This is a genomic window from Veillonella sp. Ser01, from assembly GCF_053850375.1.
Genome location: NZ_JBSPUA010000003.1, coordinates 76822 through 97050, shown reverse-complemented (window position 1 = coordinate 97050; position 20229 = coordinate 76822). Strand labels below are relative to the sequence as shown.

Sequence of the window (20229 nt, the reverse complement as noted above, 5' to 3'; positions counted from 1 at the left end):
GTAACGTAACCATATCTATTTTTTTAAATTCATCTTGATTTCATTTTACTACAAAGTGTTATATTGTCTATAAAGGAGTTGTTAAACTTTTATAAAATAAAATAATAAGTATGCTATTTGATACAGGTTAATACTATATGTAGCCATTGGCATTAATACCATACCATAATATATCACCGATAGTATCACCAAAGACGATGGATTGAAGAACGAAGATGGTAATGCCCATAACCCAGTCTTGTTTTCGAGATGGAGTTGCTTCAAGCCCCGTAGATTCACTTATATTCCTAGTAATAGGTATATAGGCAGTTCTTTCACCGTAACCATTCTCGCCTTCATCGCCTCGTTTCAATTCATAGTTCAAGAATATAAAGAAGCCTATAATGGGAATAAAGGAGATGAGTTGAGTCCAGCCACTGCGACCAATATCATGCATACGTCGCGTTGTGATGGCGATATTAGGAATCACGAAAAATAAAGTGACTAACAACGTAATCGTATCAATAATAGACTCGAAGTTATAAAGACCAATACCTTTACAAAGAATGGCTACAACCCCTAGTGTTCCTTGAACCATCATCATTCCAGCCATAAATCGCCAGTATTCACTACGGCTCGCACGACCTTTAAAGTTGGCGTAGTTTTTGATGCCTAGCACGAAGGCATCAGTATAGTTTAAATCATATACATTTACAGATGCCATACTAGTCCTCCTCAAACTCTTCAAAACCAACGATTTTCCAACCGTTACCCACATTATATAAACGTACTAACATAGATGGTCTTTTATCTACAAAGTCCACTCTATATCCGATATAATCCACTGTTACATCATCATCAACATCTTGAGACACATAGTCTAATTGTATAGATTCCACAGCAGAACGTTGTTCCTTCGCCTTAGCTTGTTGCCAAAGATCAAAGGTGCCATATCGTTCCATTTCACGACTACTCAATTCTCGATACGCACTATGATAATCCCCATTCGCAAGTGCTTGGTAATACTCTTTCACAACTAGATAACCTTCTGTTGTAGCAGAATCACTACGTAGTAAACGGTTTGCTTTTTTGGTAAAAGCACCTTGTCCTAAATTACCAAAGGCTGTTTCTTCTACCATATAATTATGACCCATCATAGAGGTCCCTACACTACTAGCAATCCAACCTAAAACAAGGATAGCCACGATGAATACACCCGAAATTGATTTCTTTTCCTTTATACTTGGTTCTGCAGATATCTGTTCATTAATTACGTTTACTTCTTGTGTTGGAGCCGACCTCTTGCATAATAGGTACAGCAAAATCAACCATCCTAAAATAGGAATAAAGATGAGAATCATCAATGTTGGATCATTATTAGAATCTCGCAACCGTCTTGCAACTAGCATAATAGTCGGCAATGTTAACACTACTGTCAATGCAGTCAATACGCCGCCCCCTAAGGATATAGCATATAAAAATCCATAAGGAATGAAGGTAGCAAGACCTGTTATGAATATAACTAGACCGTATACAAAGGTCATAGCGCTTATGGTAAGCCAAAAATCGGCTGTCGTTGTTCGTCCTTTACCATTTGCATAGTTTTCTACTAGCTCGCGATAGAGGATTTCATATACTCTCTGTTTCATAAAACTCCTACTATATTAAGATATTATACAAACTTAGCTATAACTATTATACTATGCTTTACCAAGGCTTACATTTCATTTTTTCTTCATTAATTTTACCTATACTAATAATATATTTTTTACAACTAAAATTCGTGCAATTAAGTTTGTATAGGAGATAATACTTATGAACGCTAAATTGACTAAAGTAGTAGCTATGGCCAGCTTGGCAGCATTCTTAACAGTCGGTATTGGTGCCAATGTAGCGCAAGCTAAAGATTACCACTTCAAAATCGGTGAAAACCATCGCATGGAAAAGAACGATGATGGTACTGTAGATAGCAGTGCTCATCCATGGTTCAAACCGGACCAAAAGAAATATAAAAAACACAGAGTATCTGAACGTGAAAAACATGATAAAAATGCCACTGCTAAACGCAGCGAACAACATCAACGTTCCGAATCTACAAATGGCTAATCATTCCCCTTTCATAACTGGTTATCCAGTCATATAACACATAACTAAACTAACTAACCTAAAAAGGACGTTATACCACATGTATAACGTCCTTTTTAGTATGTATTGTATTATCTATTTTATTATGCGTTAGCTTTTTGTACCGCTTGTTTCATGGATTGTACGTAGTCAAATAACGCTTGGTCAGCATGTTCACCGTGTTCTGCAACGATTTTAACGATAGCAGAGCCAACGATAGCACCGTCAGATACGCGAGCCATTGCTTCCGCTTGTTCTGGCTTAGAAATACCGAAACCAACAGCTACAGGAATATCTGTATATTTGCGAATCGTCTCAACGATGGATTTAATATCTGTCTTGATTTCGCTACGCATGCCTGTAACACCGAGGGAGGATACGCAGTACACAAAGCCTTCTGCATCTTTTGCGATCATTTCGATGCGGTTTTCAGATGTTGGAGCGATCAAGGATACCACTTCAACGCCGTGTTTATTAGCTACACTAGCGAGTTCACCTTTTTCTTCAAATGGCATATCAGGCACAATAACGCCAGAAATGCCAACCTCTTCGCAGAGGGTAAAGAATTTTTCACGACCGAATACATAAATAGGATTCAAGTAGGTCATGAATACGAGTGGTACTGTCACTGCATCTTCGCCAGTACGTAAACGACGCACCATATCAAAGATATCGTGAATTTTTACACCTGTAGATAGAGCCCGCGTGCTTGCCTCTTGGATAACTGGACCTTCCGCTGTTGGATCAGAGAACGGAATACCAATTTCTACCATGTCGGCACCGGCTTTCACCATGATACGAATATAACGTTCTGTATTTTCAATACCGTGGTCGCCAGCACTAATGAACGGGATGAATGCCTTGCCCTTTGTGAAAGCGTCTTTAATTTTACTCATGAAGATCGACCCCTCTGTATTTCGCCATAGCCGCTACGTCTTTGTCGCCACGACCAGATAAACAAATAATAATAATATCGTCCTTGCTCATAGTAGGAGCGATTTTACGCGCATGCGCCACTGCGTGAGCACTCTCGATAGCTGGAATAATGCCTTCTAATCGAGACAAATATTCGAAAGCATCTACTGCTTCATCGTCCGTTACAGGCACGTATTCTGCACGGCCACTATCGTGCAAGTACGCATGTTCAGGTCCGATGCCAGGGTAATCAAGGCCTGCGGAGATAGAATATACTGGTGCAATTTGGCCGTCTTCGTCTTGGCAGAAATAGGATTTCATGCCATGGAAGATACCAACAGAACCTTTTGCGATTGTTGCTGCATGTTCCTCTGTATCAACACCACGACCTGCCGCTTCACAACCGATGAGGCGAACCCCTTCATCAGGAATGAAGTGATAGAACATGCCCATCGCATTGGAGCCACCGCCTACGCAAGCCATAACCGCTGTTGGCAATTTGCCTTCTGCTTCAAGGATTTGCTCACGCGCTTCACGGCTAATGATAGATTGGAAATCACGAACGATCATCGGGAATGGATGCGCGCCCATAACAGAACCCAATACATAGTGTGTATCAGACATGCGGTTTGTCCATTCGCGCATCGCTTCAGAAACAGCATCTTTTAATGTACTTGTACCAGTTGTTACAGGATGTACCTTAGCGCCCAATAATTCCATGCGATATACGTTAAGTGCTTGACGTTCACAGTCCTCTGCACCCATGTATACTTCACATTCCATGCCCATCAACGCAGCGATAGTAGCTGTTGCCACGCCATGTTGACCTGCACCAGTTTCAGCAATAACGCGCGTTTTACCCATACGTTTTGCCAATAACATTTGACCAATTACGTTGTTCAACTTGTGGGAACCAGTATGGTTCAAATCTTCCCGTTTTAAATAGATTTTAGCGCCCCCAAGGTCCTTTGTCATGCGTTCTGCATAGTATAAAAGGGATGGACGGCCTGTATATTTTTTATGTAAATCCTCAAGTTCGCGTACGAAATCAGGATCATCTTTGTACTTGTTATACGCCTCTTCCAATTCGATGACTGCATTCATCAATGTTTCTGGCATAAATTGGCCACCAAAGGAACCAAAATAACCATGTCTTTGTTCACTCATATAACTTACCTTTCTATCTATCATTCCTGCTAATGTGCCATGTTATGACAGGGCTATTGTTCTTACGATGTGGGTGAAAGCTTTAATCTTTTCATTGTCTTTCACGCCTTCTGTTTCAATGCCGCTGCTAATATCGATGCCATAAGGGCGAACCGTACGAATCGCACGGGCCACATTGGTACTATCGATGCCGCCTGCGAGCATAAATGGTCGTTCAAACTCATCTAACGAGGACCAGTCGAATACTTCGCCTGTACCGCCCCGCTCTTCTTTGTGGTATGCATCAAATAAAAGCATATCCGCACTACTATCAATCCATTTTTCTGCATCTGCCGCACTACGGACTTGAACAGCTTTCCAAACCTCTACATTAGACTGTTCTTTTAGTGTTTGGATGAAAGACTCATCTTCATCGCCATGAAGTTGAATCACATCGAGTTTGACTTCCTCAGCAATCTTAAGTAGGTTTTCTACTGTTTCGTTGACGAATACACCTACTGTTTTAATCTTCTCAAAATTAGAGTTTCCTTGGACAAATTCCTCATTGTCCTGACTGTCTTGTGCTGTACCAGTATTCATTGGTGCTGTAGCTTCACCATATATTTTTTCGTATTGCTTATGGAGCTCGTCCACTAATGTCTTAGCTTGCTCTACAGTGACTTGTCGTTTGCTCGGTGCAAATACAAGACCCATATAGTCAGGCTTTGCATCGACTATAGCAGGAATTGTTTCTACCTTAGAGATACCACACATCTTAATTTTTGGTGTGTAGTAGGTTGGACCATAGAGATATGCCAATTTCTCAACCTTATTAGGGGAACGCATAAAGGTTTCTCCCATCAAGGCGACACCGATATTATTATCCCGCAACACTTGTATATCCTCTGGCGTTTCAAGGCCGCTTTCAGATACGAAAATTACATCATCTTCTACGAGATTGCGTAAGCGTACGCTGTTTTGTACGTCCACCGTGAAGTCTTTCAAATTGCGGTTGTTAACGCCAATGATACGGGCACCACAATCGATAGCCATTTGCACCTCATGCTCGTCATGAGCCTCTACTAAGGAAGACAAACCAAGAGAATCGGCTAACTCACGGAATCTTGTTAACGTAGGCACATCTAAACATGCACAAATCAAGAGAATCGCGCTAGCGCCCCACACCTTCGCTTGGTAAATTTGGTATTCATCGATAATGAAGTCCTTGCGAAGTACAGGGATTTTTACAGTGCTTGCAATTTCTTGGAGATATTTTTTATCACCTTTGAAGAAATCTGGCTCAGTCAATACAGAGATAGCCGCAGCGCCTGCTACTTCATATTCTTTAGCGATGTCTAAATAGGGAAAGTGCTCAGCAATGATGCCCTTAGACGGAGACGCCTTCTTTACTTCGCAAATGAAGTTAAAGTCTTGCTGACGAAGGGCTGCTTCAAAAGGAAATCCTGTATCAGATGGTAACGCCAAAGCCACTGCTTTTACAGCCTCAGGCGTTTCCACCTGTTTTTCTTGGGCTACTCGAATTTTGGTAGCCTCTACAATTCTATCTAAAATCAATGGTTATACCTCTTGTGTTGCTTTCACAAACTGTTCCATTGTGGCAAGAGCCTTGCCAGAGTCAATCATGTTTTTCGCCTCTTCAATGCCCTCTGCTAATGTAATGCCATCTTTTGCAAGGTAAATCGCCATGCCTGCATTAAGAACAACGGCAGTGCGTTTGCCACCTTGCTCACCACCGAGAACGCGACGAGTAATCTTAGCGTTTACCGTAGCATCGCCACCTTCGAGCTCAGTTTTATCAGCGTATTCGAAACCATATTCCTTAGGATCTAATTCGTAGCTTGTGAAAGTACCATTATTAATTTCGCATACGTACGTTTTATTGGTAGCCGTAATTTCATCAAGGCCATCGAAGCCGTGTACCACAGCACCGCGTTTCACGCCGAGGTTAGCCAATACGCGAGCCAATGGTTCTACTAAAGATTTATCGTACACGCCCATTAATTCTACAGTAGCACCTGCAGGGTTTGCCAACGGTCCAAGGATGTTGAATACCGTACGAACGCCCAATGCCTTACGTACAGGACCTGCATATTTCATAGCTTGGTGATATACAGGAGCAAACATGAAGCACATATTTGCTTTATTGAGAACCGCCTCGTTTTGTTCACCATTAAGCTCTAATTTAGCGCCTAAGGCTTCGATTAAATCAGCAGCGCCACATTTACTGGATACACTGCGGTTACCATGTTTTGCTACAGGAATACCTGCTGCAGAAATGATAAAACCAGACGTAGTAGAAATGTTGAATGTATTCGCTTCATCACCGCCAGTACCTACGATTTCTACAACAGTACCTTCATGAGGCACAGAACCAGCCTTCTCGCGCATAACCTCAGCAAAAGCCGTAACCTCATCTACAGTAGGGCCTTTTGCTGCAAGAGCACACAAGAAACCTGCCATAGGCACCTCGGGTACGTCACCGCTCATAATCTTGTTCATTGTATCTTTAGCAAGGTCGTAGGATAAATCTTGACCGTGCGTTACTGCATATAATGCGTCTTTAATCATTTATATCTCCTTACTTGTTGTTCATTTTTATTGTATTCAATGCGATGGTAGGGCATATATTTGCATTCATATTACATGTGATTCACGTGGACCTATGCCCTCCACTGGCCGGGTCTGACTTCGGCCTACGGCCTTCGCAGGGCCAAAGTCGGGCCTAGAACCCCGTGAACTCACATAAACACTATGACATTTAATCATTTATATGCCCTACCCACATTCATAACCAATATAAAAATGAACAACAATTCAATATATATTAAATGATCCTGCGCATTATATGGAGTAATGCACTGGTCATTTCTTTATAGGGAATGGGAATGGTGGCGCTATGCACCACTTCTTCTTAGATTAGGGGTCCTGATTCGCATATTTCTTTAGAAAATATGGCTATTGTTCGATCTATGTATTATAGAGGGGCTATTAAGTAGGTATTACCAAGGTTGAGTTGGCAGGAAATAAGGTCTTAAGGAACGACTTGGCGGCCCCACGTAGTGGGGCGGTAGCCACTCGGAGTTCCGAGAGACCTTATTTCTGCCCCATCGTTCTAGGCCTTATAAATAGCCCCTCGATACATAAATTGGGGTGTAGGTTATTTTTCTAAGAAATTGCGAATCATTTGTTCCCCGTTCGGTGTCATGATGGATTCCGGATGGAATTGCACGCCGTAGATTGGGTAGTCTTTGTGTTCTACGCTCATTACTTCGCCGTCGTCGGTAATGGATGTAACGATGAGTTCGCTTGGCATGGTTTCGTCAATAATTGCCAAGGAGTGGTAGCGTGCTACTTCGAATTGTTCAGGTACATCTTTAAGGATTTTGGATGGGTGTACTTGTTTGGCTACGCTTTGTTTGCCGTGCATAACTTGTTTTGCGTAAGATACGGTGCCGCCGAATACTTCGCCGATGGCTTGGTGACCGAGGCATACGCCAAGGATTGGGAATTCACCTTTGCATTCGCGCAATAGGTCTTCGTATACGCCCGCATCAGCCGGTCTGCCAGGTCCTGGTGAAAGTATCACATAGTCTGGTTTCAAAGCGCGGATTTCTTCAACTGTTAATTCATCGCTGCGGATGACTTTAATATCTGGATCGATAGAGCCTACTAATTGGTATAAATTAAAGGAGAAGCTATCGTAATTATCTATAAGGAGTACCATTATTCTACCTCCTGTGCATCTGTAATTGCGGAAATCATGGATTGGCCTTTGATTAAGGTTTCGTTGTATTCACTGGCAGGCACGCTATCGCGAACGATACCAGCACCAGCTCGAACATAGACCTTGCCGCCTTTATTCATGGCCATGCGGATGCCGATACATACGTCCATGTTACCGGAGAAATCGATGTAACCTACGGCACCACCGTATACGCCGCGTGGGCTTTTTTCAAGTTCGTGTAAAATCTCGATAGCACGAATCTTAGGAGCCCCAGACAATGTACCTGCTGGCAATGTAGCACCGATGGCATCGAGGGCATCTTTTCCATCTTGAATATCACCGCTTACAGTAGATGTAATATGGATTACATGAGAGAAGCGTTGTAACATGTGTAACGCTTCAACTTTTACAGAGCCGAATTTAGCAATCTTACCTAAATCATTACGACCAAGGTCAACGAGCATGTTATGTTCAGCCAACTCTTTTTCGTCATTAATGAGTTTTTCCTCAATAGCGAGGTCTTCTGCTTCGTTTTTACCGCGGCGCATAGTGCCTGCAATTGGGAAGGTGTACATTTTACCATCTGTTAGTTTTACCAATGTTTCTGGAGAGGCACCTGTAAGCTCTACATCACCACCAGATAAGTAGAACATATATGGAGATGGGTTCAATGTACGCAATACGCGGTATGCATTTAACAAGCTACCATCAAACTCAGCTTCGCGGCGATTAGATACAACACATTGGAAGATATCCCCTTCCTTGATATAATGTTGTGTTTTTTTAACAACTGCTTCAAACTCATCCTTTGTAAACTCAGAGGTAAACTCAGTTTTAAGAATGCCTTTTGGAATATTAGCCTCTTTGCCGTTTACTACGAGATCAGCTAATGCTTTCAACTCAAGCTCAGCCTTGTTGTAGTTCCGTTCTAAATCGTTTGTACTGATGTTAGCAATCAAATAGATTTTATTTTTATAGTGGTCAAAAGCGATTACTTTATCAAAGAGCATAAGGTCTACATCGTTGACCATAGCAGAGTCATCATCTGGCGTTGGGAAATCGAGAGTTGGCTCGATGTAGCGAATGTATTCACAAGCAAAGTAGCCTACAAAGCCACCTGTAAAGGTTGGTAACTCTTCCAAACGAGGGCTTTTATATTGGCTCAAAATATTGCGAATTTCTGCAGCTGGGTCAGAGCATTCAAAAGTACGTGTTGTACCGTCTTTGATAGTCATTGTATGGTTTTTGCAGAAGAGCTCAATCTTAGGATCGTAGCCCAAGAAGGAGTAACGGCCCCAATGATTACTATTATCCGCACTTTCAAGCAAGTACGTATGACTGCTCACTTGTTTTAATGCTTTCAACACACTAATCGGTGTGCGTACGTCGGATAAAATTTCCATATATACAGGCACGATATCGTAGCCTGGTGCGATAGCTTTCACACTGTCAAGACTAGGGAAAATCATGAGAACCTCCATCTGGCGATGCCAATAAAAAAACTCGCCCATGACAATATAACGTCAAGGACGAGTCTATAGTTCTATTCTTATACAATTATTAGAAAATACTTGTATTATGCTATAAATCGCGGTACCACCTTGTTTGAATGCAACGCATTCCCCTTTCGCAGGATACTAACATATCCCTCACGACTAACGCTCGTGTGACGTCGCACCATACTAGGAATGAAAGTTCATTCTGTTCCATGCGCCCTCGGTGGTCCATTTAATAAGCTGCATACTACGGGTTCTCAGCTAATCCCGCTCTCTGTGAGTGCATTTCCTATTTTTATCTCCACCTCATCGGTTTCTTTTAGGCGAGTATAAAATTATAATCTGATTATAATGTTTCTATAGAATGAAAGTCAAGGAGAATCTTAACTTTCAATATGCCAAGATCTTTTAAACAAAAGATGATAGCTAACAAAAATATTAATATACGGAACGAAAAGACCAATAATCCATAACCCACTTAATAGGGAATCATGAAGTCTACGTATGCCTAATGTAATCATTGCTATAGCTGGCCATATCAGGATATACATAAATCCCCAACGTGGTATATAAAGAGGTATACCAAGCTGAACAATTAACGATACTACGGCTATAACCATATTCATAATGATATCCATGAAAAGACGAGTTCCTATGAGACCAACCCAAAAAGCTGATACGGAAGCTCTTCCTTTAATATCAAATGACTTAGCAAATAAAACATCCCATATACAGCTACAAATATAGTCAAATTTACTATTATTTGTAGCTTTAGTAATCGTGGAACTTCGAGTATAGGCAATAATATAGTTATTATATCTATCTCGTCCTTCATCTAAACCATACTTATTAGAATCTGGCACACTAAGTGGCAACGCAAAGCAAGCCAAGATAAAATACTGCCAGAAAAATCCGTCCCAATGAAAGCCTGCATTTATAAAGGTTTCGGATATAGATTCCAAACTAAAACTCATACCCCAATATACCCACAAACTTAGGTATGCTATGGGTACTAAAATCATATACCACCAGGATGAACCACTGTCATTCAATCTACGTTTAAGTAAAAAAATAGTTACTACTATATGTATAATCTGCAAACATCCAAAATAAATATATGACAAATATGTACTGCCTTGAAACAAACCATCTTGAATAAATCCTATCAATACCACAAATAGAAGGTACGCTAAAAATTTACTTCCTATTAAACCAAGTACAGCCCATAAAAATGCCAATCGGCCTATACGTTGATTCACTCGCTGCATTTCTATATTTTGTTTAAATAGTGAAAGTTCATTATCTAACCACATTAAAATAAATCTCTCTTCTCTCTCATACCGAAGGATATCTACAAATTAAAGCTATGTAAACATAATCAATACAAAAACATATAGATAAACAATAATAATATAAAGCTCAAAAATACTATCACAATAAGACTATTCTTGTAGTCTTTAGATACTTTCTTTTGAGCAATCTGTAGTATTCGACTTACAACAAAAGAAATGCCAGCAATCATCATAAATCTAAACGAAATTTCCGTTAAACCTTCAATACAATAATAAGTAAATGCAACAATAATCAATAAAGAACTACATATACAGACCCATTTATATAAATTGGGAAATAGCATAAATTCTCTCCTAGCTGCTTCACGCTCAGAAAGTTGCTTGCCCATAACATACTTATAATACCCTCTACAATTAAGAATCAACATAACTAAGGCTGCAATCATCATATCAAAATTAACATTTCTCATATTCATCCCTTTTATTGTTATATCACACCCAGTTTTCTATCTATTCTAATATAAATAATTAAAATTGAATATATTATTCCTTAAGCAATGGATAATTTATATTGTTTTCCCCTAAACACTAATAGTATACTGAAATTACATATGTTATCAGCTTCTACTGATTATTATGCGAAGGAGAGAGAATGAGTTTTTATTTTACTGATCAAATACAGCAGTCTTTCAATAAAATATTCCATCAATGTAATAAAGATATCGCTTGGGAGGGCAAGGCTGAGCTTGAGACCCTTGTGAAATTAGACGAGGAAGGCCAAACGATTCCTGGTATTGGCGATGTGTACGCTATTTTGGCGCGCGTCTATTCTGGCCCTCAGTTCACGTGGATTGAGGCAGGCTTTCCTGAGGATGACTCAAAGGCATATAGTTATTTACATACGGCTATTCGCAAAGGCAGTGCCATCGCTATTTTACAAGCTATGCGTACCTCTGGTGCCCTTACACCAACCATTGAAAAAGAGTTGCCTATGACGAAGGACGAAGCATTCCAGCGCGTTTATGAGGGTGCCCAAAAGGGTTGTTCTTACTGTGCCTACGCCATTGCCAATGTATATCAATGGGGGGATTATCACATCTTACCATCGGCTAAAAAGGTGGCTAATGAAGGTGAACCATCTGGCTTTGCCCGTTTTTTAAAGGGCTTATTTGTACAAGCAGATCAACGTAGATTGGCCAATAAAGTAACTGCTATTGCTCAGCAATGGTTGCGTAAATCTGCCGAGGCAGGCCTTGTTATTGCATACCGCAACTTGCGCATTACCTATGTAGAACAAGGCAATAAGAAAATGGAAGAACAAGTCATTTTTGAAGCTGCTAAAGCAGGTTTGCCACTCATGATGTATTTAGCAGGTGATATTTGTAAATCACGTGGGGAGCATGAACGAGCGCTTGAATATTTTGAGCGCGGCGCCGCCATGAATAATGGTATGTGTTTGCGTGAAGCTGCCGAGTACTATGCAAAACCACGTGAGTCTAACAAAAGAATCCCTCAGGATATTCAAAAGGCCCTCAGATATTACGAGCGCGCTGCTATAAGCCCAGATTATTTAGACTTTGACGACCACGCTTATGTTACCATGCAAGCCATCATTATTCGCACCTTGAACATCGATGGTCAGTCCCAAGACTGGTCGCGCATTGCTCACTTATTGCAACAACCAGCTATTTACACTCTCGATGCTATCTGGCCATATCTCGCTTATGTATTTACTTTCAAAAAAGGTAATAGCCCTGCCATAAGAACCGCCATAGAGTGCGTTAATCAGGCTAGCAAATGTCACGATAGATACGGTAGTTATGACTATGCTGACCATCTATGGCAACTGGCAGCCGGCTATTGCTACGAAATTGGTGCCATTACAAAAGAACCTGATTTAGACCAAGCCGTTACGTTCTACGAGCATGCTCGTGAAAGCATCAGACGTATTAACACAAGAAATGATAATTGGTTAAGTACTGGTGAGCCGCTGGTAATTCCTGACGAAGCGTCTGAGCGATTAGAAGCCTTTGAACTCGTTAATGGACACTATCAGTACAAAGAAGGCATAAAGCAATCTTCTACAACGTGTAATCCTATGCCACCTGCATGGCCTCAAAACTCTGTTGATGTATTAGAAATCTTCGAGGACTCTACTACTGGTTGGCGCACCAATAAATACGACTGGAATTTCATTCAACGGGAATGGGATACACAAAAATATCTCAGCTTTATCATCTACGATAATCGTCAATCCATAGAAAACGTCATTTACGATGTGTACAGTATCGTTATGTTCCACAATGAAGATAAAAACTCTTGTACAATCTATCTATACGGCTACCTTGAGGCTACTGATGAACGAGATGAAAAGTCGGAGCCTACAGTATATGAAATCAGATACTTTAAAGAAATGTCCATTCCTGAGGGCCTCGCTTTAATTAAAGAGTTCTATGATCATGCTACATTGCCTATTATTGATGAAAGTTGGGAGAAACAGTACAAAAATACTACGCCTCCACGGGAATATGTATTAACTTGCGACAACGATATCTTCTACCTCAATCAATATGAACTTTCCAATCAAATGATTAAGGATGCCTTAGAAGGCGTAGCCAATGGCAAGTATGATATCATGGCGGTTCGCCCATCTAACCTCGACGATCCAGGTATTAGCTACTTCATCGAGCGTGGAAAAGGTAAAAACTTACACATTAGCCTCTATATCACTATAGAAGACGACACAGAGGACGACATCGTATATGGCTTTGAACGAGAATCTTGCAACTTAACCTCCATCAACTACTGGATTCAGGAATCTATAACTAGCAATAAGCTTCCTGACTTAAGCGATTGGGATGAAATTAAAAAGAAATAAGGGTATTATTTTATTAAGAACGTACTAAAACTAAGAAAGGAGGGATACGTTGGAAACGTGGAAACGAACGGTGTACATCAGTTTAGTCTGTGTATTTTGTACAGCCTTTGGTGTAAGCCAGTTAGCTCCAATTCTGCCTTTATACTTTCATGATTTAGGCGTGCAAACTCCAGAAGCTATGTCCTTATGGTCTGGGTTAGCCACTGGCGCAACCTATATAATCGTTTGCTTAGCAGCACCATTTTGGGGGCGTGTGGCGGACAAAAAAGGTCGCAAAATTACATTAATACGATCTAGCTTTGGCATGGCATTATGTAATATATTAATTGCTTTTCAAACTACACCCGAAGGGGTTGTTTTAATCCGGCTCGTCCAAGGTCTAGTAAGTGGCTTTTACTCGGCATCAATTACATTAATAGCTTCAGAATCACCTATTGAACGAACTGGTTGGGCTTTAGGTTTACTAGCTTCTGCCAACCTTGCTGGTTCACTAATAGGGCCTTTATTAGGTGGATATATTGCAGATACAGTAGGCATTCGTAATGACTTCATCATCGTCGGTGCGCTCATGGGTTTAGCTGGTGTGCTGGCTACTATATTCATCCATGAAAATTATGTACCACAACCGAATCCTGAAAAACTTTCCCTCCGTAAGTTGAAAGAGCAAATACCGGAATTTAATAGTATTGTCGCATTATGTGTAGCGTCCTTTATCTATGCAATATGCATCATGTCCTTACAACCTGTTATCTCTGTATATATTAAGGGAATCGTTCCTAGTGATACAGAAAATCTAGCATTTATTGCAGGCGCTGTATTCTCCGCTATGGGTATTGCTCAACTTATGAGTAGTTCTCCACTTGGTAAATTAGTCGACAAGATCGGGCCACGTAAAGTATTAGTAGTATCTCTTATTTATGTAGGGATTCTAAATATTCCTCAAGCCTATGTTTCTGATGTATATCAACTTGCAATAATCAGGTTCCTACAAGGTTTTGGTTTAGGTGGCATGTTGCCTGCCTTAAACACTTACCTCTCGTCAAAAACGCCTCGAGAATTTACAGGCCAAGTATTTTCCTATAATCAATCTTGTTTGTTTTTTGGTTATTTCTTAGGGTCTGTTGGCGGTGCTAGCCTTATGGCATGGCTAGGCTTTACTACCCTATTCTGGGTTAGCGGTGGCTTATTTATTATTTCCGCTCTCTGGATTGGCTTCAAACTTAAATAATATAAAGATATATAAAAAGAACCCTATCATGATTTTGATCACAATAGGGTTCTTTTCTTGTGAATTTTAAATTTAAGGTCGTTGAGCAGATGCGCTTTATAGCATTACAACTGCACAACTACTTTCATCTAATTATAATTATAATAACAATAGCATAATCACTACTGTAGCAATAATACATGGTACCGCATTACGTTTTGCCATTTCCATAGGGTTAATACCTGCAAGACCGGCAATGATGATACCTGCACCTGCTACTGGACTCATGCTACGGCCGATGCCAGCACCCAATTGGGCCATGGAGCCGAGTTGCATAATGCCATAGCCAAAGTCTGCCGCATGCGGTGTAACAGCTCCGTTAAATGCAAGGGCTGCTGCATTACCAGAACCAGAGATAACAGCTAATAAGAATGGACCAAAGGCTGCACCAATTTGAGCGATTTGTTGAGAGTTCTTCATGCCATCAATGAGTGCACTTGTAAGGCCGATATATTGCATACCAGCTGTAAAGGCTGCAGCAGCAGCCATAAGACCTACTACATCACACATGCCATCGCCAGTACCGCGGAAGAATTTCTTAACTGCTTCCGTTACATTCGGACGTACGGCAATAATACCGATAGCTGTACCAATGAGCATAGATACAGGAACAGAAATTTCAGGAATCACTGCTACTTGTTTACTACCGAGTACGAGTAATACAAGCGGAATAATTGGGATGATAGCATATAAATAATTTACTTTAAATTCTTTACCTTCTTCTTCGTTAGCATCTTTCAATACATATCCTGTATGCTCTTTCTTAACGATAGCTACGATATTGAGCAAAATAGCTGCTACGACAATGCCAATAATAGCTTGCATAGAGAAGCTCGCAATAACGGTCATTACGTCTTCACCGGCGAGTTGTGCTACTTGTGGGTTAAACATAAGACCTGGGCTCAATGCACTTCCCCATGTACCTAGGAAAATAGCAGAGCCTGCCATTGCTGGATGCACACCGGAGCGAATAAGTGCAGGAATTAATAGAGCACCTACTGCAGCTGCACAGCCTGCCGCTGTAGGTAACGCAATGTTAATCAAGAACGTAATAATAACAGCACCAGGAATGATGATTTTAGTCATTTTTTTTAGGCCTGCAGAGATGAAATATACCATGTGCTCTGTACATTTTGTATACTCCATAACATAACTAAAACCAAGCACTGTACAAATGGTTGGTACAAGCCCTGGATTTGTAAGCTCTTTTACAAAGGCTGTCGTACCAGCACTAAACTGCCCACCAATAAAGCACATTAACAAGCCCGATAATAACAACACGAGCCGTGTTTCAAACTGTTTAATAATGGCGATAAACGTCGCCACTACGATAACAATACCAGCAATAACCATAATCTCTCCAATCCATGTATTCCCTACCAATAGCAAGTATTCTTTGCCATTCTATTACGGAATACACCCTTCTAACCACGTAAAAAATGATATCTTAGCTAGTTAACACAGATCTAACTAAATTATATCTACATCAAATATTCTATAGTACTCAATCTAGTTAAGTTTAGTACTTTCTAAGCTAAGCTTTCTTAGCACAGTATCTAATATCTTAGCTCCCGTAACGATGTCATCCATATCTGCAAATTCAGCCGGATTATGGCTGATACCTTCGCGGCATGGAATAAAAATCATCCCTGTAGGAACTACATCAGCCCAATGCATGGCATCATGACCAGCACCGCTTGGCATAGTCATATGGTCTACGCCTACAGACTTAACAGCCTCTTCAATTTCGCGAATCATCACAGGATGCATCGCCACCGGATGATCTTGTGCAACAAGCTCAATCGTATAGGATAAGCCTCGTTTCTCTGCAATAACATCAATAAATTCCTTAATGAGGGTAACTACAGAATCTCGGGCCACCTTAGAAATACTGCGAATATCTACGCCCAGTTTAACAGCCCCAGGAATAACGTTCATCGCTCCTGGCACAACCTCTACTACACCGACTGTACCCACTACTGGAGGCTCTTCTTGCATGGATGCAATCTCCTCTATACCGAGGATAATTTTTGAAGCCCCACAGAGCGCATCATGACGCAAGTTCATTGGTGTGGCTCCACTATGATCCGCATTGCCACGGATGGTTACATAGAACCGCTCTGGTGCGGCAATCCCTGTTACAATGCCGATGGGTTTAGCTTCGTGCTCTAACACTTTACCTTGTTCAATATGAATTTCTGTGAAAGACTTTACAGGTCGCTTATATTCCATATGCTCAATAGCATCTGGATTTAAATTACGCTCTTTTAATGCGTCATACAAGGAAATGCCTTGTTTATCTACTAAGCGATGTAAATCTTGCAATGTCAATTCACCGCGCATAGCTTTACTACCCAATGTGGCTGCTCCAAAGCGGCTAGACTCTTCACACATAAAGTCTACTACTGCAATAGTATGGTCATGTTCAAAACCATCATCAGTCATACTGCGAACCGCTTCGATAGCAGATAATACACCCACAACACCATCATAATTGCCTCCATTAGGTACGCTGTCCGTATGAGAACCAACCATGACAACCGGTAAATCAGGATTCTTACCTACCTTATAGCCTAGCACATTTCCAAAATCGTCTATCTCTACAGTTAGACCCGCATCAGTCATACAATCAATAATATATTGGCGACCTTCCCAATCAGAATCGGTGAAAGCTAGACGATTAATACCTTCACCAGGTGCAGTCAACTGTGCCATAGAATCAAAGTCCTTAGCTAAACGCTCTCGTTGAATCATATAACTCCCCACAATCTAATACTCATATTACATCTAACTTATAGCCCACTATACATATTTCTATGCATAACTATATAGTTATACATCTATATAGTTATGCATCTATAGTTTGGATATATACATCGCAATATCTCAATCAATATAGCCTATTTTAAATAGTGAGTAGCAATTGTACCTAACGCAATAATGCCATTTAGCATGTCTTCTTCATCAATATCGAATAATGGATTATGATGAGGTGCTTTAATAGCTGAGCCCAATACCATATAGGTTGCTCGACCACCACGATCAATAACACGATTTAAGAAATACGCACAGTCTTCACTACCGCCACCGCTATAATCGAACGGTACTTCTTTGAAAATACCTAATGGTTCAATGATAGATTGTACTTCGCGAGCTAAATCATCGCTAATACGGCCTGCAGGAGTTTCACCTTGTTTTGTAATTTCAAAGGTACAATCATGCATTTCTGCAGCACCTTTAATAATGGTCTTAGTGCGTTCAATCATATAATCATTAATCTCTGTAGTAGCACCACGAGTTTCTAATTTAAGTGTTGCTACATCAGGAGTAACATTGCGACCTGTACCACTTTCAAAAACGCCTACATTCATGCGAGATGCACCCCCACTATGGCGAGCAATGGCTTGTAAGTTAATAACAGCTGTACAGCCTGCAAGCATGGCATTTTGAGCCTTTTCTGGAGAACCACCTGCATGGGAAGAATAGCCATGGAATACAGCATCAAGTTTTGTAGTCGCTAAAAAGCCATGATCACTACAAGCAAAGCAATTAGATAACTGTTCATTAAATCCGATATGCATACCGAACATCAAGTCAACATCATCTACTACGCCAGCCTCTACCATCGCTTTAGCACCACGCACGCCTTCTTCTGCTGGTTGGAAGATAAGTTTAATAGTACCCTTCAAGCCATCCTTATGTGTAGCAATATATTCGGCAAGACCAAGGCCCATTGTCATATGTGTATCATGACCACACGCATGCATAGCCTTCTCATGGCGAGAACGGAAACCAGCCTTAGCAGGAATATGGTTAGATGCTTTAGATTCGATTACATCATTGGAATCCATATCTGCACGGAACGCTACTACAGGACCATCATCACTAAACTTCATAGTTGCCACAATAGCTGTTTTACCATAGCCCATCTTCTCTACTAGTTCAGGATCAGCACCTTCATCCATAGCACGAGCCATGGCTGCTTTCATAACATCCTCGCTCGGCAAGCCCATACGAGAATCTAAATCAAGCACTTCTGCACCGAGTGCCACATCATAACCCAAGGCAATTAGCTTTTCAGCTACTTTAGCGGCAGAACGATATTCGAGCCAAGCTGGCTCTGGATACATATGAAAATCTCGACGCATAGAGATAAAATCATCGCGGCGTTGTTGTACGAAATCTTTTACAGACATACTTACCTCCTAAAATACAATAGATACCTATATTTCAACTATATTAAGAGCTACACAAATAGCTAATTAAATAGTCAACCAATAAGATTATGTATACAGAATTATAAATTTCTATATACATCAATAATAATTCTTGTATCTATTATAACTTATATTGATATTTTTAGAAATAAAAGAGCATACATACGCAGATCACACAATTTCCTCTTTATTTAATTTTTTTAGTACTTCTCGTTTAATTTGACGTTGTCGATCCCAGGCGATAATGAATACGGTTGCAATGATGCAAATCATGCCAAAAATACCGACCAGCGTAAAATGATTCCCTAGCAATACCCATCCAAAGATCGCTGCTGAGATTGGTTCTAATGATGAAAGTATAGAGCCTTGTATAGCACCAATGAGTCTAACCCCTTCCATATAAGCATTAAAGGATACGACTGTACCAAGTATGATGATGGCGAATAATCCTAACCAGGTCATGCCATCCCAGAGGGCTTCCGATTCTACTTGTTGAAACATAGCTAAAGATAAAATACCACAAATAAACATGGCAAAGCCCACAATGGATGTGGTGCCATATTTCTTTAATAGCTCAATAGGTTGCAATGTATATACACAGATACTGGATGCCGATACAAGCCCCCAAAATAAAGCAAGCACGTTAAAGTTCGAAATATCTAGCCCTTCTTGCATGACGATACAGAGTGTTCCCACCAAGGCTAATACAATACAGAAAAGCTCTGGTACAGATGGCTTTTTAAAGTATCTCAAAAATAAATAGATAATGATCAGCGTAGGCGCAACATATTGAAGGACCGTAGCAATACCGACGCCTGAAATGGCAATAGCCTTGAAGTATGAGTACTGAGCTAAAGCAATACCTAAAATACCAAATACTAATAATTTCCCTATATCCTTTGGTTCTTTAAAGATAGAGAAAATACGCTTACCATCCCTTATATAGGCAAGGCCTATCGACAATATACCTGCTATGAGCAAACGCGCTTCTAGTAGCCACTCCACATTGATATGCTTTGCATTTTCAAGGAATTGTACAGATGTGCCTGAAAGCCCCCAAAACAAGGCTCCCAGAATGGCTAGGCTCATACCTTTCCATTGTTTTTCCTCCATACAACCTCCTCTAACAACTACTTTCACATTATGTACAATCATAACAAAGAGGCCTCT

17 protein-coding genes are annotated in these 20229 nt (G+C 40.6%); 3 read left to right on the top strand and 14 right to left on the bottom strand.

The features are described 5' to 3' along the window. Nucleotides 1-133 precede the first annotated feature (133 nt). Both ACWTVK_RS06755 and ACWTVK_RS06750 read right to left on the bottom strand, forming a co-directional pair. Nucleotides 134-703: a DUF805 domain-containing protein gene (locus ACWTVK_RS06755; protein WP_287507114.1), complete on the bottom strand. Its 570-nt coding sequence runs from the start codon at nucleotides 701-703 to the stop codon at nucleotides 134-136. 1 nt (nucleotide 704) lies between these two features. Then, nucleotides 705-1628, bottom strand: coding sequence for a DUF805 domain-containing protein (locus tag ACWTVK_RS06750; protein WP_456046360.1), 924 nt, complete (start codon nucleotides 1626-1628; stop codon nucleotides 705-707). A 166-nt stretch (nucleotides 1629-1794) separates the two neighbouring features. On the opposite strand from ACWTVK_RS06750, the gene ACWTVK_RS06745 reads away from it, so the two are divergent. Next, nucleotides 1795-2085: a hypothetical protein gene (locus tag ACWTVK_RS06745; RefSeq protein WP_105094574.1), complete on the top strand. Its 291-nt coding sequence runs from the start codon at nucleotides 1795-1797 to the stop codon at nucleotides 2083-2085. A 122-nt stretch (nucleotides 2086-2207) separates the two neighbouring features. Here ACWTVK_RS06745 and trpA read toward each other — a convergent pair whose 3' ends face one another. From trpA to ACWTVK_RS06705, 8 genes are all read right to left on the bottom strand, one after another. After that, nucleotides 2208-2999, bottom strand: a complete 792-nt coding sequence (trpA, locus tag ACWTVK_RS06740; protein WP_456046359.1) for a tryptophan synthase subunit alpha — start codon at nucleotides 2997-2999, stop codon at nucleotides 2208-2210. After that, nucleotides 2992-4185 (bottom strand): tryptophan synthase subunit beta, encoded by a 1194-nt coding sequence (gene trpB / locus ACWTVK_RS06735; protein WP_105094572.1) that lies wholly within the window; start codon nucleotides 4183-4185, stop codon nucleotides 2992-2994. Before trpB ends, trpA begins: the two co-directional genes overlap by 8 nt. A 42-nt stretch (nucleotides 4186-4227) precedes the next feature. Beyond that, nucleotides 4228-5739, bottom strand: a complete 1512-nt coding sequence (trpCF, locus tag ACWTVK_RS06730; protein WP_456046358.1) for a bifunctional indole-3-glycerol-phosphate synthase TrpC/phosphoribosylanthranilate isomerase TrpF — start codon at nucleotides 5737-5739, stop codon at nucleotides 4228-4230. Nucleotides 5740-5742: 3 nt separating this feature from the next. Beyond that, nucleotides 5743-6753 carry an anthranilate phosphoribosyltransferase gene (gene trpD, locus ACWTVK_RS06725; RefSeq protein ID WP_456046357.1) on the bottom strand — a complete coding sequence of 337 codons (1011 nt, stop codon included), beginning with the start codon at nucleotides 6751-6753 and terminating at the stop codon, nucleotides 5743-5745. 589 nt (nucleotides 6754-7342) lie between these two features. Further along, nucleotides 7343-7909, bottom strand: a complete 567-nt coding sequence (locus ACWTVK_RS06720; RefSeq protein ID WP_005387556.1) for an anthranilate synthase component II — start codon at nucleotides 7907-7909, stop codon at nucleotides 7343-7345. After that, nucleotides 7909-9378 carry an anthranilate synthase component I family protein gene (locus ACWTVK_RS06715; protein ID WP_456046356.1) on the bottom strand — a complete coding sequence of 490 codons (1470 nt, stop codon included), beginning with the start codon at nucleotides 9376-9378 and terminating at the stop codon, nucleotides 7909-7911. The genes ACWTVK_RS06720 and ACWTVK_RS06715 overlap by 1 nt, the downstream gene beginning before the upstream one ends. Before the next feature lie 410 nt (nucleotides 9379-9788). Beyond that, on the bottom strand, nucleotides 9789-10718 hold the full coding sequence (locus ACWTVK_RS06710) for a DUF805 domain-containing protein (RefSeq protein ID WP_456046355.1): 930 nt from the start codon (nucleotides 10716-10718) through the stop codon (nucleotides 9789-9791). 65 nt (nucleotides 10719-10783) lie between these two features. Next, on the bottom strand, nucleotides 10784-11167 hold the full coding sequence (locus tag ACWTVK_RS06705; protein WP_456046354.1) for a hypothetical protein: 384 nt from the start codon (nucleotides 11165-11167) through the stop codon (nucleotides 10784-10786). Between the two features lie 182 nt (nucleotides 11168-11349). Here ACWTVK_RS06705 and ACWTVK_RS06700 point away from each other — a divergent pair, with 182 nt between their 5' ends. Both ACWTVK_RS06700 and ACWTVK_RS06695 read left to right on the top strand, forming a co-directional pair. Next, entirely contained in the window at nucleotides 11350-13575 is a 2226-nt protein-coding gene (locus tag ACWTVK_RS06700; RefSeq protein WP_456046353.1) for a tetratricopeptide repeat protein, read from the top strand. Between the two features lie 49 nt (nucleotides 13576-13624). Continuing rightward, nucleotides 13625-14803: an MFS transporter gene (locus ACWTVK_RS06695; protein ID WP_456046352.1), complete on the top strand. Its 1179-nt coding sequence runs from the start codon at nucleotides 13625-13627 to the stop codon at nucleotides 14801-14803. 138 nt (nucleotides 14804-14941) lie between these two features. Here the strand turns inward: ACWTVK_RS06695 and dcuC are convergent, their stop codons facing one another. The 4 genes from dcuC to ACWTVK_RS06675 form a co-directional block, all read right to left on the bottom strand. Continuing rightward, entirely contained in the window at nucleotides 14942-16195 is a 1254-nt protein-coding gene (dcuC, locus tag ACWTVK_RS06690) for a C4-dicarboxylate transporter DcuC (RefSeq protein WP_227720638.1), read from the bottom strand. Nucleotides 16196-16351: 156 nt separating this feature from the next. Then, nucleotides 16352-17596 carry a M20 family metallo-hydrolase gene (locus tag ACWTVK_RS06685; RefSeq protein WP_456046351.1) on the bottom strand — a complete coding sequence of 415 codons (1245 nt, stop codon included), beginning with the start codon at nucleotides 17594-17596 and terminating at the stop codon, nucleotides 16352-16354. A gap of 146 nt (nucleotides 17597-17742) precedes the next feature. Continuing rightward, a complete protein-coding gene (locus ACWTVK_RS06680) occupies nucleotides 17743-19038 on the bottom strand; it encodes an amidohydrolase (RefSeq protein ID WP_227720640.1) in 1296 nt (431 codons plus the stop codon). A gap of 192 nt (nucleotides 19039-19230) precedes the next feature. Beyond that, nucleotides 19231-20172 (bottom strand): DMT family transporter, encoded by a 942-nt coding sequence (locus ACWTVK_RS06675; RefSeq protein WP_456046350.1) that lies wholly within the window; start codon nucleotides 20170-20172, stop codon nucleotides 19231-19233. Nucleotides 20173-20229: the final 57 nt, after the last annotated feature.